This window comes from Nitrincola sp., assembly GCF_048264025.1.
In the GTDB taxonomy this organism is placed as follows: Bacteria; Pseudomonadota; Gammaproteobacteria; order Pseudomonadales; family Balneatricaceae; genus Nitrincola.
Map to the genome: position 1 here is coordinate 18,099 of NZ_JBLXDN010000012.1, position 15,336 is coordinate 33,434.

Below are 15,336 nucleotides of genomic sequence, written 5' to 3' on the forward strand. Positions count from 1 at the left end.
AAGCACTTCAAGAAAGACAACTAGAGATCTATCGGAATAACGCTTAAGGACAATTAGCCTAGCACAACTACTCGTGCTTATGGATACAACACCCCCTCAGCCAGCAAAACCTTTATCAATCCAGGATAGTGAGATGACTCCAGGGAAGCTTCATGACAGCCCATCTAACGAAGTTGAAAGGATGATCGAAGATCTGCGTGATGTCTCTGTCTGGAAAAGAGGAAAGCAGCGTGCTCCTCACAAACCTTTACTCTTGTTATTTGCGCTGGCATCTCTTCAACGTAATGAGCCACGCTTAACCAACTACAGCAGTGTGCATGATCAGTTAGGGGAGCTCTTGAGGGAATTTGGCCCTCCAAGGCAGTCAGTCCATCCTGAATACCCGTTTTGGCGGCTGCAAAACGACGGGAACTTCTGGGATATTCCCCAGCGGGATGCTGTGATCCAAACACGCGGCAATCAAATAAAAACTGGGGATATTCCTCCATCAGTTTTGTCGCAAGTCGATTGCAAAGGTGGCTTCAGCAAACCTCTACACACCTATCTTTCCTCTCACCCAAACATCGTAAACGACCTCGCCCAAATGATTCTTGAAGAACATTTCCCATCATCTCTACATGAGGGTCTTCTGAGCGCTGTCGGTATGCCTGCTACTCACGACCAGACTATCAAGGCGAAACGGGACCCTGAGTTTCGACGGAAACTGTTAAGGCTGTATGAGCATCGGTGTGCAATTTGCTCTTTCGATGGTCGCTTAGGCAATACGGATATTGGCTTAGAGGCTGCGCACGTCAAATGGCATTCACAGGGCGGACCTGACGAGCCCCAAAATGGGTTACTTCTGTGCTCTCTACACCATCTAGCTTTCGATAGAGGTGCTATAGGTCTTACCAGTGATAGGAAAGTATGTGTTTCTCAACATGTACATGGAGGCCCTGTTGTGGATGATGTGATAATCGGCCTTAATGGCAATACTATTGCCACCCCAATCGACCCAGCAGCGGCCCTTCATCAGAAGTATATCTCCTGGCACAAAAGTGAAGTATTCAGGTGTCCTGCACGCCCCGTTTAGTAAAACTCAAACACATCTATTTAAGTAGGTTAAAAGTCTGCGCAGTTTTGAGGTTTCGATACAGTTTGGCTCCCAATGTTAAATATTGAGAGCAATGCTTCCTAGGGAACGTATGAACAAGCCCCCCAAGAGCCATCAAAACGGCTTTTTCTCTGTATATGGGGCATAAAATGCGCGTATTTACCCTTTTTAACCGACTGCAACCGCCTTTTCAGGCAGTACAGACGGATTACCCCTGCGCTCTCAACATCTGGTCTACCCTCACAACGTTGGCCAGCGTGAACAGCATGGCCAGCTTGCAGTCATTTTTCTTAAGGCCACGGTAGCGTGCTTTTACAAAACCAAACTGGCATTTGATGATCCGGAACGGATGCTCGACCTTGGCGCGGAGGCTGGCCTTCAGATACTCGGTGCGGATTTTGACCTTATTGACCCGGGGATGCTTTTTCAGGGTCTTCAGCTGCCCGGGTTGTTCGGCGATGTGCCAGTCGGCACTGACATCTTTCAGCTCTTCCCGTTTTTCGGCGCCACGGTAACCCGCATCAGCAAAGATGAATGCTTCTTCACCATGTAGAAGCTGGTCAGCCTGATTGAGATCGTGCTCGTTAGCGGCAGTTGTGCTGAAACTGTGTGTGATACCGGTGCGGGCATCCACACCTATATGGGCTTTCATACCGAAATGCCACTGATTGCCTTTTTTGGCCTGATGCATCTCAGGGTCACGCTCACCCGCTTTGTTCTTGGTGGAGCTGGGGGCTTCGATGATGGTGGCATCAACCAGTGAGCCCTCTTTCAGAAGAACACCGGCCTCACACAGCCATTGGTTCACCTCTTCAAAAACCTGTCGGGCCAGATCGTGGCGTTCGAGCAAGTGCCGGAACTTCAGAATGGTGGAGTGATCGGGGATGGCTTTATCCAGTGACAAGCCTGCAAACAGCCGCATTGAAGCAATCTCATACAGCGCATCTTCCATGGCGGGGTCACTGAGGTTATACCACTGCTGCATGCAGTGAATGCGCAACATGCTAGACAAGGGGTACGGCCGACGACCGTTTCCAGCCTTGGGATAGTGAGGCTCGATAACGGCTTCGAGGCGCGCCCATGGAATCAGCTTATCCATGCGGCCGAGGAATTTCTCCTTGCGGGTCTGACGGCGCTTGTTGCTGAACTCGCTGTCCGCGAATGTAAGTTGCTGATCCATCTTATGCGTCCTCGATCACGTGCAGTCAGCATTGTCACATGTAGCGGACTTGATCACACCTTCCCTAGTGTAGCGAACAACTGGGGACTGGATCATGTATCCATAACATCCATGATGCGACCGCCTTCACTGAACTATCCTCTGGGTATCCGTACAACAGGAGATCCCTGTGATGACCGCCGCACGGCTCTACTGCCTTGGCGTGCGCCCACTATACGCCACGGCATCACCGGACCACTACTACTCCCCCCATTACGGGCGCAACCAGCCTAGCCTATGCCTGTGCGCCCTGACTCCGGAACTGATCGAGACATTGACCGAGCTGCGCGAGCTACTGGAACAGCACCAGCTGACCGACGTTTCCCGCCGAACTACCGCCATAGCCTGGTACTACCCACCGGGTGACCGCTACCTAGTCAACACCCGAACCTGGGTCCAAGTCAGTGAGCATCATGTCCGTTTTGCCGGCGCCTGGTCCCCAGAGACAACGCCCACATTTCAATCCACATCGGTGCCTCTGAAAGAACTATTGGCCCCAGACGCCCCACTGATACCTTTGAACCTGAAATCACTGCGCACGCTTTACCCAGGCGGACTTATGGAAGAAATCATCGCCGCTGATGCGGAACAACAGCAGCTGTCCGATCGGATTGAGGCCTTGGAAGAATTGCAGCGCGCACTGACAGCGGTTGATCACACTCTCGCTAATTCGGCGCCCATCCCCCTGGCGGAATATACCGAAGCCTTGCTAGCCGAGCTGGCTCAACTTCAACATTACTACGAGCAGACCGAGCTTGAATTGGAAGCCTTGGGCAAAGCCCTGCTAAAACGCAGCTTCGGAGCTCGACCTGGGGACTGGGTGGTATACATTGATGATCAAGGTCGTCGACGCCAAGTCTGTGTTGAGTCGGTTCACTATTACGCTGGCAAGCTGGTGATATCCGGCCCCAACATCACCCAGCGTGGCCAGCTTGGCAAACGCCAGGAATACCTCATGATTCCACTGGTACCAAACGATGAATCTGACACAAAAACTTCAACACCTGAGACGTACCCGCAAACTGAGACCTTGCCTACGCTATCACGACGATTTCGTCGCCGGTATTGAGGTGCCTGACGACGACTTCGATACAGCACTCAGTGCAGTCAAGGGGCTCTTCAAAGCATTGAAGGCAACAGGCTTCGGCATTCAAATAGACCATTGGGGTGCAATATTGCTCACTACACCAGAGCGCCCAACCGACTGGGAACTTTCATTGTGCCTGGCGACACCAGCGCTCCCCGTTACCGACCTGATAGAACAGCTAGCATCAAGCCCCTACCTGAAACTTCCCCCAACCATCGCCGGGCCTAAGCTGTACCTGCGTGCCCGCGCCTGGCAGCGACGAGGTACCCGCTGGATCTGGCAGCCTCTGCCCAATGATCCGCTTCTGCCTGAAGCCTATGATGCCTTCATCCATCAGGTGCTGAAACGGGCGCGCCAGCTGGCTAAACCCTCACCTCCAGCTGAACATACGAAGCTCCAGATAACGCTTAAAGATGTGTTGGCCGTCCTTCGCTATGACGCCCAAGCTTCACAGGAGAGGCCGCTCGAGCAGGCCTGCCTCCCACGAATGGAGCGGTACTCAATTCGGGAGTGCCGTCTCGAGCAAGGCCTCGCGATACTGCGCAGCAGGCACTATAACCAAGGGGACTATGTTATCAGCCGCCCCGGTCAACGCCTGCTTAAGCAGCTGTTGCCAGACTACGGGAAACTACCCATGGAGTTTTTCCGGCCATTTTGAATGGGTGTTAACCTCCAGAAGTCCTCCAATAGGGAGCAATATCGGTCAGAACCGTGCTCACCTCATATGAGTTGAAGTAATTTGCGATCTCCCAGCAATCCACAGCGCGTTCCGTACGGGGGTCAGTATATGCTTTTGACAGATCGCCACCCTTAACCAGCATATGTTCAAAGAGTTTTCGCTCATTCAGCTCGGCGGCCAGCATTAATGGCGTATAGCCGAACAAGGGGCTGCGATATTCGGCGTTTACGTCAGCACCGGCGTCAATGAGTATCCCGGCGATCTGGCACATGTGTCGAGTGTCATATATTCGTTTATTCGTTGATCCTATCCTTATACGTGATAATGGGTAATAGCCTTTTTTCTGGATTCGATTTTTTATAGTGGTAGGGTCATATAGATACTGGCCATATAAAATCAAAGAAGCACCTATCTAGAGACTCTGAGATCATACTCGTAACATTCAGTGCCTGTAGTGCAATTAGAACTGGCTTTTCACCAAATTCAGAGCTACAGTCGACTGAAGCCCCATTTTCAATAAAATTATTTGTCGACTCATCTCGACAGCAAACTCGATTATAACTCGTTAGAAGGTACTATATGAAAAACAATAACGATATTTTAGAACAACTAGCTAAAGAAATTGATGACACAGCGGAGCAAAAGCCTGTTAAATCTAGGCTCTCTATCCATTTTCGGGAGGTTATAGGAGAGTTAACTGAATCCAATATATCCCAGGAAGAACTCATGGCTGAGATTGCTAAACTGAAGCAAACAATAACTGAACAAGAGGCTGAAATTGAGCATCTAAAACAGACGCGGAGCCTGTAAATAATCCTGTGTAACTGTCCACTCCATTACAGGTGGCCGTCAAGACGGTCACCGAACTCGATAATAAAGCGATTCAGTGCTTACTTCCAATTTCGGATCGGCATCGTACATTTCCTGGAAGTCATCCACGACATCCCGTGTGCTCAGCCCTTTGGCGTACAGTGCCAGGGTCTTCAATGGCCAGATGCAAACGCTGCCATGATGATACAAGCCATCACCAACGTGTAGCGAACAGGGTAACCGCTTCTCGATTTCCTACTCTGGCTATCAATGTAAAACTCAATCACTCCAGTGCCCAGCGACTGGCGATATCGCCGCCCTGCTTCTTTTAGTTCCCAGCTGACCTTGTGAGATTGAGATGACAACAAATTTTGCCACGCTTTTTCTTGCTCTTGCTCTGTCAGAGATGAGTGAGCACTCGGTGTGACCTTGATTACGGCTCTGACCCGAGCATCAAGGCTTAACACCCATGCCACAAATGACAGGCCATCTTCGATATCACGAACCCATACATGACCATCAGTTGCTCGATGGAAACGGTAAAAATAGCGCAGTTGCCTTCTCAGTACGTCTGGATCTTGAGAAAGGCTGGCCCAAACGGCCTGATACAGACTGACGGTAACCTGCCGATCCCTGAGACTATGGGGTACAGACAAACGTGGAGGACCATTTCCGTCTGGGGGCTGGTGTTTACCAGCTGTTTTTCTAACGTGGCGATATGCACGATTGCCACGCCCTGTACGGGCCGAAAGCACTTTTTTGGCACAAGATTTCAGCAGTCCCGCTTCATGTTCCAGCAGATTAAAAATGCGCACGACCTCGTCTACACTTCGCTTGTTCAGGTACTGCAATATAGTCTCAATTTGTTCAAGTGAAAGCTGCTGCAAACCAGGACGCGCGAGGACTGAATCAGTGGGTATCGAGGGATAGGGAGTAACAGGGTGTTCTGATATGTCACTCCATTCACATAAGGGATAGGCTCTAGCAAGCCACAGCGGCGGCTTCTCACCAAAACGGCGCTTCCACTGACGCAGAGTAGCAGGCTTAATATCAACGATCCCATTTAGTACTTCCAGTTGGGCAATAGGATGGTCGATTCCAGCACCTGCAGTGATTTTCGAGCGCTGATGACAAAAATGATTAAGTAGCAAGTCGGTGAAATGCAGGTAGCTGCGCAACGTCACATCTGGAGATGAATGCCCCATGATCTGTGCAATAAAGTACAGCCCCGACCGAGACGGCTCATCCCGAACGGCACCCCATAATTTACCGAGATGACTTGGGGCACTCCAGGGTATATCAATACCGTGAAAGCTCAGCAGCAAATAATTCGCCAGCGAATGGCGTAAGTGTTGATATCGCAGGCTCGGATCGCCTATCAGCTGACGCATTGCGCTGTGGATATCAGACTGAACAATACCGTCTTGTAATGGAGCAACTGAATGTCCACCCAGCCCAAACAGCATTACACGCCCATGAGCAGCTAGTGCATTCCGGCTGCAATAAAATGACTTGAACGCCTCAAGCTCAGAGTCCGTCAGTAACAAGTGAAGCGGTAATTGCCTTCGAGAGTCATGACTTTTGGTATCGAAATACACGTTATTGCGTATCAGCAAGATGACCTCTGTGTCCTGTACATCCTGTGATATCAGAACATCATGGACTTGAATGGAGAGTGCTTCACCAATTCTGAGCCCGGCCCTGTAACCCAATACAAACACCCAGTACTGAATTGCTCCCAAGGCGCTGCCAGACCCTTGTGATAAATGATGTGCGACGACCCGGTACTCATCTTCAGAGATGCAGTTCGCATCTGCATGGCGTTCTACCTGAGCCGCTTGGCCATCAAATTCCATTGAAACATGCGGAAGACCAAGCTCTGCAACAAGGAAAGAATGAAATGAGCTTAGAATTGCCCAGCGATAACAGCGGTTTTTTTCTGTTTTAGCTTGCTCAACAACATATTGATAAGCTTCAACCAAATGTGGAAGCCGCTCCTGGTCTACAGGAGTATTGCCTAACGACTGAAGCAGTGACAGGTTGGTACTCAGATATTTATACAGGGTCGATTGTTTTCGTTTTTTCTTGATATGCAGAAAAAGCAGCCAGCGGCAAAGGCATTCTACAATGGGTGCCATTTTGCAAGATTTCTCGACAGCCAGCTCCAGCTGCTCAGTGAGCTCTCGAAAGATGAGCCTTTTTGTACCTCTGTTTTTGTAGAGTTTATCCCTCAGTGATTTAAGCAGCTGGTGCGCTTCGTCCAGAGAATCTGATCGATCTTGCTGACTCAGAATTTCAGCGTACCGTCCCTCTTCACTATACTGATCATCACTCCCTTCAGAGACATTTTGACCGGATTGCTCGAGATAGCCTCCCATAAGTAACTGTCGCCAGCGCGTCTCGGAAATCGACGTTCCGCTGTGCTTTCCCAAAGCACTTCTGACCAAGTATTCAGGGGTGTGCAACCGCAAAGCGGTCGCTGTATGCCGCATACACTCTGTGAGCGAGACTTTTTCTACACCCAGCGCACGGCAAAACTGTCGCCAGGCCGCTTGAGTGAATTTTTCCAGCTGATCGGCGCTGATTTCATCTCGAACAGGGCTTCCAAAATGATGGAGGTGACGCATTAAAATCGACAGTGACTGTACACCTAATAGCCACCGGGTAAGCGGCGGTTTTTTTCCTTTTAATTGATCGGCACCAGTATCATGTAGAACTAACCAGGCTGATGAATGACGTCCTGACAAGGTACCTGTGGATAAAGCAAGCCCATACAGATGCTTGCTGTTAATCACCCCGTCCCGCGTGATAGCCACGTAGAGGAAAAGTCCCCAACTGATATATTCAGGATCCAGTCGCCTGTGGCCTTTTGATGTATTGCCATTATTCAGCAACTGCTGAAAATTCGGATGACGTATGCTTGATTCTATGGCCTTCTGCCAATCTCGATGGTAGCTCAAACCGTGAAATGACTGTGGTGTAAACGGGCTGGCCGCAGATCGAACAACCCGCTGTGGGGCTGGAATCAATACATCCCAGCCCAGCTCCCTTTTTCCCTGCAATAACCCTAGAGCAAGAAAGTTGATTTTATTTCTGATCTCTGTAGCCGAGCCGCTTCGAGACGCGAAAATCTCAGATTCCCACTGTCTGACAACATCATCGGGTACCTGTACGTTCAGCTCTCCTCGCACCAGCTGGGGATAAGTCTCATTGATCATCTTCAGAACGGTTATTTGTTGGCGGTGTTTGTTGACCAACAAATTCCGGTGACGCGCCTCCGCACCACCAGTGCCAGAGGGAACAGCTACTACTTTCCAGTTCTTCCAGATATTATCCAAGGTGGCCATCCGCTAGCCCCAGTTGTACAGTCCAGCCAGCGTCCAACCGGAACTTTTGCAATGTGGGCTCCAGCACCGAGAAGAGCTCGGTAGGGGTTAATGTCGAAAAGGAACCGAATTGTTCCTGACCTTGTTGAGCGTGTCCCATAAAGGCATTAACAAGTTCACCGTGAACACCTTCTGCACGCATAGCACTTCGTAGGTAATGCCGGCTGGCATTGACGGGCAACGTAAACTCAGGAACCTGATGCTTCAAATTCTCCGGTGACAGTTTTTGAAGCTGCCAGCTGTCGCTGATAAAAAACATCAGCGGGGTATTTGATTCAGGCTCACTGAGTACATCTTCAAAATGCTCATATAGAGAGGAATGCCTGTACAGTAGGGTCTGTAACACACTCAGATGCTCAACATAACGTCGTATCTGATCGCGCAGTTCTGGTAGCAGCCAGATGACACGTGACTGGCTCAGCATCTCGTCATCTTTGTCGGAGATGACAAGGAACCCTGTATCGAAATCAATCTCCCTTAAACGAAAGATCAAGTCATTGACAGCACGGTAGCCCGTTGCAAACAGTATCCAAAAGGCGATGTAAGCCACGTAACAGTTATGTATCTGTCGGTAGCTTTCCTCCCCTGCGGGTAGGCGACGCGCTGCTCGCAGTTGGTGTTTCAAGTGTTTAACCAGCTGGATAATCAACTCAGACTTTACATTAAGTTTGCTGCCGTGGTCTCCTTGATTAATAACACCTTGGTAAAATTCATAATAATTTTGCTCTCGCACACCAAGGTATTCATAGACACTGTTACGCAGTGCTACTACCGCACAATGGTAATATTTCTCCAGTACATCAGCCGAAACACTGTAGTAGTGAGCAGCAACTTCAGTGATTGTGAAAGCATGCCCAGTCAAAAGGTAGGCATCAACCCAGTCACCAGATTGCTTTGATATTTCGTCAAATAGGGTCTGACTGATACGCAAAGGTGTGATGCGCATCCGTCGAGTTCGATTAATACGGGACAGCGCACGCCCCATGGACTTAACAATATTGTCTCGCTGCTTTTCGGGGAACAATTCGCTGTATTGAGTACGTTTGTTCCTCGGTAATTCTAGTTTCTCAATATACTGTTTGATATTAACGGGACTTGCCACGATCAAGCTGTCGTCCACCAGTGATGGCGAGCTGTTTCCAACGTTATACAACAGCCGCTTGGCATCATCCTTGAGACTGTTTCGTGTGTCGGGGGACGGAATAGGCAGTACAAATGCTTCCTCCTCACGGAGAAAAGCCAACACACCCTTTCGCTGCTTGGGCAGCATGCTCTGGTTTGTATATACCCGCATAGCCAACAGCTGTTCTAAAGGACGCCCGAGCCAGAGCATCATTAATAGCAGTAAACCCGCATAGATCTCGTGCTCTCCCCTGTGTGCAAACCGTTCGCGGCCTGTAAAAAGCTCGAAGCCTGCGCGGGCAACTTCGGCCAACTCTATTCGACTCAGACTTGAATATCGGTAAGGAGAGCGTTGATTGGATTGGCTAATGTGTTTGACCTGCCTATCTTGGCGCCTTATCAGGTCAGCAAAATCAAATCCCAGTGTCGGTGATGATTTTTTCTCAGTAAACGATACAGACCGTATCGTCTGGGTTTCTTTTGGATGAAGGCCTAGCGATCGCATCCGACTTTGAGTGTGCTCATCCCCAATTGATTCCAATATCCGCATTTCACCTTGCGGCCCTTCGAACTCATCATCACCATCGTCGATTGAAATGACCTCCAAATCGACCTGCCGACTAGTGCGGCCGCCTCCACCCTCTCGAGTTTTACCACTATGCTCCAGAATTCTCCGCACCAGCAGCTCAATACCAGATAGAGCACCATCGTCCATCAGGTGTTGCTGGTGAAACTCTTTCAACGAGATATCGGTCACGACATTGTTCAGCAATGACAACTCTTTCTTCCCTTCACCAATCTGACGCAGGCACAGGCAGGCTAAAGAAATCTCGGAACCGATTTGTTCTTGGTGCCGCTCCCTCTGAAGAACTGAGCACCCAATTACAATGCCAACATGTTGCCAAAAAATACCTCTGTCATAGCCTTGTGATGCTGGGGTCAGGATCAACATGGCCCACTCTGGATGATCATTTATAATTCCGCGCTTCTTACCAGACTGTTCGAGCCAAGCTTCTGGGAATAATGCGACATTAGTTTCCATTGCAGTAACGATACGTGTAATCAATGGCTTTTGGTCGAGAAGCTGGGGGGTTGCTTGCGGTGGCTTGCTCATAAAACCCGCACATACCCCGATCAGAGGCTCAATTGCATCCAAAGCATGCAGCAAATTCTGCATCACTAAGCGCAGGTGGGTCAGTGACTCTGGTGCGTGCAGTCGCTGCAGTAATAGTTCAATGTCAGTCAGCTCGGAGCCGCTTAGGCCTGATAAGCGTAGCAAGCTGTCGATGTGCTCAGACATATGACTATTCCTCCATGAGCCGCGTTAGCTCGGACTTGCGTTTGCGAGCAGGCCGCATCTCCTTTGATTTCACACCGAATAGTGATTTCAGACTTTTGGCAGAGAATTTTTCTGGTAGTTTCAGCCCATGCTGCTTGCGCAGCCGGAGTGATAATTTTCTCAACTGATCATATGCCTCAACCCCCTCTGAGCTCGACGTTGGTGTATGCATTAGCGATTGACTGACCAGCTCATAGAAAGCGCCCTTGACCAAGATTATGTCTTCAACCTTTCGTATTCTCTGGACCGTTATCTGCTCGTCAGGATCCAGTATGCTTATGGCAGCATGATAGGTCCTAAATCCGGCCACCACCTCAAAGTGCCGCGAAACTTGAATAACCATCACGGGGTTATAGCGCAGGAACCAACCCATATCACTAGCATCAAGCCAGGCGTATACAGGCTGCCGACTGGACAGTGCGAGCGAGGTCTGCTCGATATCGATGAGGGCATCAAGTGCTGGGGACTGAACCTTGGACAGAGGCAGATTGAGAGTTTCTTCTTTGATTGCAATCGGCATGAAATGATATTGATCAGTGAGTTTAGGCCGGGTTTGTGAAAGAGAGCATCCATACTAAAAATACGACCTCTTTTAGAGACAATAAGTTCATGTAATCGGTGAAATAATTTTCCGGCGAACCGGTATATGGACTGCCAGTCGTCACCGACAGCAAAGACTTTGGTGAAGGGGCGTTGAGAGCGCAGTGCTTTAATCAGGTTTGCTCGTAGTTCGGAGATATCCTGGCACTCATCAATCAGAATCAGCTTGAATGGGCTTGGGTATCGCCCATTCTGGATGAGTTTAACCGCATTGCGCGGTCATGCCTTCGTAGTCGATGCTCTGGGCCTCAGTCAACTTGCTGGCGTATGCCTCAGCCAGTAGCCATACAGCGCGAGTGAAGCGATCAGCTATCCCTGAGCCGCTTTCGATCGATAAGCGCCCTGCTATTGTGGACGCACGGGCACGCTTTGGTGACTGGGGAATTGATACTGTTCTGGGCAAAAACGGAACGGGTGCCTTGGTGACGTTGGCTGAACGCAAAAGTCGCTTGTATCTGGTACGTAGAGTCGACTCCAAACGAGCGACAGACGTTCGTGACGCGGTTATCACAATGCTCACCCCCTATGCTGACCATGTGCATACGATCACGGCAGACAACGGAAGCGAATTTGTAGAGCACCAAGCAATCGCCAAGGCATTGAATACAGAGTTTTATTTTGCCCCCCATACTCATCATGGGAGCGTGGGCTGAACGAGAACTTTAATGGCCTGCTGCGGCAGTTCATTCCGAAAGGTACGGACCTGCCTGCGACGTGTGACAGATGAAGAGGTCCGTCTAGGGGCGAGAAAGCATCCACAACAGGCCTATCGGTCCTGTCTGGGCATTCTCCGGTTGGGCCAAAGCTAGGACGAGGCACGATTAGAACGTGCCTGCCAACGTGCCCTCATGCTGGGCAGTTGCCGATACAAGAGTATCGAATCCATTTTCAAACACCGTCTGGATGAGCAGCCCCTGGAAGAGCAGCAGGAACGGGCCTTGCCCGACATGCACGACAACATTCGCGGCCCTGCCTACTACCACTGAAGGAATCTGACATGTTGAAGCATCCTACGCTGGATAAGCTCCACGCCCTCAAACTGACCAGCATCGCCGCCTTGCGCCTTGATCTTCGTTCGCCATCCACGTCACTTTGCTGAGATCGAGGAAGTCATTGGTACAGAGCGCACCGTGGTTAATAGAATGGACCGCCTCTCAATCCAGCCTTCGACAAAGACCCCGTGCCTGCCTATGTGCAGCCGTGCAACTCCTTTAGGTATGCTTGTTAACATACCAGGCCGGTGAGCTGAAGGTGATATCGATGGACTCGCTCACTCAAGACGTGTACGGCTATATTTTGCATTGCTGGAACCGCAAATAAGGACCTCCGATGCACGAACCTGATCTGGCAACATTGCCGACCCACCGCAACATGCAGCGGCTTAATCTACCGTCCCGCTTGGCTCTCAGGGACGTGTGGGACTTGTTTGAATACACTCGGGGATTCTCATAACAGACTTTTCTGAGACCAATAAGGTAATTGCCTTAGTGAATGACGAACTCGCTGACATCGATCAGAGACTGGCTGAGATTGAGCAGGAGAAAGCCGATTTGCTTGCGCGAAAATCGGCGCTACTGCAGGCGTACAAGACTCCAGTTCAGACACCACTCACCCCCAACCAGAAAGTGGAACTCTTTCGGAGCCTATTTCGCGGACGCACGGATGTGTATGCAATTCGATGGGAGGCTACAAACGGTCGATCTGGTTACGCGGTGTCTTGTGCAAACGAATGGGCACCGGGAATCTGCCAGAAACCCAGAGTAAAGTGTGGAGACTGTCAGCACAGGCAGTTTAAGCCCCTCGACTTCAACGCAGTCTATGATCACTTGGCAGGTAAACATGTAGCTGGGCTTTATCCCCTGCTACCCGACAACCGCTGCTATCTGCTGGCTGTTGATTTTGATAAAGACGACTGGAAAGCTGAAGTTCAGGCACTGGCACAGGCCTGTCGGAACAGGGATATTCCATATCTTGTTGAGATCTCTCAGTCTGGTTACGGCGCGCATCTGTGGATCTTCTTTTCGGAACCTGTTTCTGCTTGGGCTACAAGGGCTTTGGGATTCAAGCTGTTAGATGACGCGATGGAGCTCCATCCTAGCTTATCATTTGATTCATACGACCGATTATTTCCCAATCAGGACATGATGCCAGAGGGTGGTTTCGGAAATCTGATTGCACTGCCCCTTCAGAATCAGGCGAGAATGCGTGGTTGTACAGTGTTCGTTGACGACAATTTGATCCCGCATACGGATCAGTGGAGGGTTCTACGCGCTCAAAAAACGGTTACGCCAGAACAATTACACGAAATGGTTGGAAATGAGCCTATCCAGAATGGCTTGGAGGACGTTGTTGCACCGTGGGAACAATCGCTTCCCACTGAGGCCGCAATGATTATAGGGTGTCCTGAAAAAATTGCTGTCACTCTGGCAAACCATATCTACATCAAGGTATCTGATTTGCCAGCGCCATTGATTGCACGCATCAGGCGCCTGGCCAGTTTTGCCAACCCGGTATTTTTCAAAACTCAGGCTCTTCGTTTTTCCACCCATGGCATTCCCCGGTACATCACCTGTGCCAGGGTCGAACAAGGTTACCTTTCCATCCCAAGAGGCTGTTTCGACGCTCTGGAAACCGTTTTGAAGGAACAGGGGATAGAGATCGTACTCGATGATCGAAGGATATCAGGCCAAGCGCTGGCCGAGATCAGCTTGAAAGTGACGTTAAGAGCTCAGCAAGATAAGGCCGTAAAGTCTTTAACCGAGAGGGATACCGGAATTCTGCACGCTCCGACGGCTTTTGGGAAAACCGTAACGGCAATCGGAGTTATAGCCAACAGGAAGGTCAATACACTGATTCTGACACATAGCAGGCAGCTCCTGGATCAGTGGAGGGAGCGTCTGGAGACCTTCATTGACGGCGCCGCAGTGGGCGTGATCGGCGGCGGCAAGAGGAAACCAACTTGTCAGATTGATGTTGCGACTTACCAAAGCTTGATTAATAAGAAAGACAATACCGTATCAGATCTGGTCAGAGATTATGGTCAGGTCATTATTGATGAATGCCATCATATCTCAGCACCACGCTATGAGATGCTTTTGAATGAAGTCTGTGCTCAATATGTACTTGGGCTGACGGCAACGCCTGATCGCCAGGATGGCCACCAGAAAATCATGTTTATGGTGGCTGGACCTGTTCGGTATAAAGTTCGGGCAGAACACGGCCAGAATTTTGCACAGCGCGTGATCGTGAGAGAACGGCGCGATCTCCCCCCGATCGACATTTCAGCTTCTGGCCAGCGCCCTCACGTTGCATCTGTTTATCACTGGCTTTCTCAAAACCCTTCCAGAAATGAGTACATCGTTCAGGACGTTGTGAGCTGTGCTGCCAATGGCGCCCAATGTCTTGTGCTTACCGAGCGTCGTGAGCATGCGGATGTCCTGGCCCACCTGTTAGATGAACAATCAGTGGATACAGTCGTACTCCGGGGTGGAATGGGGGTAAAAGAACGCAGGGTAGTTGAAGCCAGGCTCTCGGACATTCAAGTCATTGTCGCAACCGGTAAGTACATTGGAGAGGGATTCGACCTTCCCAGATTGGATACCCTGTTTCTCGCACTACCCATTGCATGGAAAGGAACCTTGTCTCAGTACGCGGGCAGGCTTCACCGGGAAGCGGATGGCAAGCAGGAGGTGACCATCTATGACTATTTAGATACGGGTCTACCCATGCTTGAGCGGATGTACCGGAAACGGGAGAAAGGTTATAAGGCTATGGGGTATGAGTTCTCTGCTATTGGGCAAACACGATTGTTGTAACTAACGAAAATGCTTCCGGTGTACGCCTAATAGGCTGAGAGATTATAGAGTGAGTGTTCTGAGCAGCGGCACCCGATGACCCGGAATGCGGACAGAAGGGCCAAATCATTTTGCTAGAGCCAGTAAGGAAAACCGGCCTTCGCCAACCTGTTCATGTCCACCATGCAGGACCAGCAGCTGATCCAG

Annotated in this window: 10 protein-coding genes and 3 pseudogenes; 7 read left to right on the top strand and 6 right to left on the bottom strand. The window is 50.2% G+C overall.

Features of this window, described 5'->3' with window-relative positions; all coding sequences use genetic code 11:
• Nucleotides 1–133: 133 nt before the first annotated feature.
• Nucleotides 134–1,072: a phosphorothioated DNA-binding restriction endonuclease gene (locus tag ACN0R1_RS10540; protein ID WP_417582586.1), complete on the top strand. Its 939-nt coding sequence runs from the start codon at nt 134–136 to the stop codon at nt 1,070–1,072.
• 229 nt (nt 1,073–1,301) lie between these two features.
• Here ACN0R1_RS10540 and ACN0R1_RS10545 read toward each other — a convergent pair whose 3' ends face one another.
• Nucleotides 1,302–2,273 (bottom strand): IS5 family transposase, encoded by a 972-nt coding sequence (locus ACN0R1_RS10545; RefSeq protein WP_417582588.1) that lies wholly within the window; start codon nt 2,271–2,273, stop codon nt 1,302–1,304.
• A 172-nt stretch (nt 2,274–2,445) separates the two neighbouring features.
• On the opposite strand from ACN0R1_RS10545, the gene ACN0R1_RS10550 reads away from it, so the two are divergent.
• The gene (locus ACN0R1_RS10550; protein WP_417582590.1) at nt 2,446–3,381 is read left to right on the top strand and encodes a hypothetical protein; all 936 of its coding nucleotides are present in this window, start codon (nt 2,446–2,448) and stop codon (nt 3,379–3,381) included.
• Nucleotide 3,382: 1 nt separating this feature from the next.
• Entirely contained in the window at nt 3,383–4,057 is a 675-nt protein-coding gene (locus ACN0R1_RS10555; RefSeq protein WP_417582592.1) for a hypothetical protein, read from the top strand.
• A gap of 7 nt (nt 4,058–4,064) precedes the next feature.
• On the opposite strand, the gene ACN0R1_RS10560 is transcribed toward ACN0R1_RS10555, so the two are convergent.
• Entirely contained in the window at nt 4,065–4,349 is a 285-nt protein-coding gene (locus tag ACN0R1_RS10560) for a hypothetical protein (protein ID WP_417582594.1), read from the bottom strand.
• Between the two features lie 308 nt (nt 4,350–4,657).
• Here ACN0R1_RS10560 and ACN0R1_RS10565 point away from each other — a divergent pair, with 308 nt between their 5' ends.
• Nucleotides 4,658–4,888: a hypothetical protein gene (locus ACN0R1_RS10565; protein WP_417582596.1), complete on the top strand. Its 231-nt coding sequence runs from the start codon at nt 4,658–4,660 to the stop codon at nt 4,886–4,888.
• Nucleotides 4,889–5,061: 173 nt separating this feature from the next.
• Here ACN0R1_RS10565 and ACN0R1_RS10570 read toward each other — a convergent pair whose 3' ends face one another.
• From ACN0R1_RS10570 to ACN0R1_RS10585, 4 genes and pseudogenes are all read right to left on the bottom strand, one after another.
• A complete protein-coding gene (locus ACN0R1_RS10570; RefSeq protein WP_417582598.1) occupies nt 5,062–8,226 on the bottom strand; it encodes a DNA breaking-rejoining enzyme, catalytic core in 3,165 nt (1,054 codons plus the stop codon).
• Nucleotides 8,219–10,573 carry a hypothetical protein gene (locus ACN0R1_RS10575; RefSeq protein ID WP_417582600.1) on the bottom strand — a complete coding sequence of 785 codons (2,355 nt, stop codon included), beginning with the start codon at nt 10,571–10,573 and terminating at the stop codon, nt 8,219–8,221. The genes ACN0R1_RS10570 and ACN0R1_RS10575 overlap by 8 nt, the downstream gene beginning before the upstream one ends.
• Before the next feature lie 127 nt (nt 10,574–10,700).
• The gene (locus ACN0R1_RS10580) at nt 10,701–11,255 is read right to left on the bottom strand and encodes a hypothetical protein (protein ID WP_417582602.1); all 555 of its coding nucleotides are present in this window, start codon (nt 11,253–11,255) and stop codon (nt 10,701–10,703) included.
• Between the two features lie 122 nt (nt 11,256–11,377).
• A pseudogene (locus ACN0R1_RS10585) lies at nt 11,378–11,533 on the bottom strand (UvrD-helicase domain-containing protein); the annotation flags it as partial.
• A 101-nt stretch (nt 11,534–11,634) separates the two neighbouring features.
• Here ACN0R1_RS10585 and ACN0R1_RS10590 point away from each other — a divergent pair.
• The 3 genes and pseudogenes from ACN0R1_RS10590 to ACN0R1_RS10600 all read left to right on the top strand — a co-directional run.
• Nucleotides 11,635–12,041 (top strand): annotated as a pseudogene (locus ACN0R1_RS10590) (IS30 family transposase); the annotation flags it as partial.
• 31 nt (nt 12,042–12,072) lie between these two features.
• Nucleotides 12,073–12,321, top strand: a pseudogene (locus tag ACN0R1_RS10595) (IS21 family transposase); the annotation flags it as partial.
• Nucleotides 12,322–12,822: 501 nt separating this feature from the next.
• Nucleotides 12,823–15,150 carry a TOTE conflict system archaeo-eukaryotic primase domain-containing protein gene (locus ACN0R1_RS10600; RefSeq protein ID WP_417582604.1) on the top strand — a complete coding sequence of 776 codons (2,328 nt, stop codon included), beginning with the start codon at nt 12,823–12,825 and terminating at the stop codon, nt 15,148–15,150.
• The last annotated feature ends 186 nt before the right edge of the window (nt 15,151–15,336 follow it).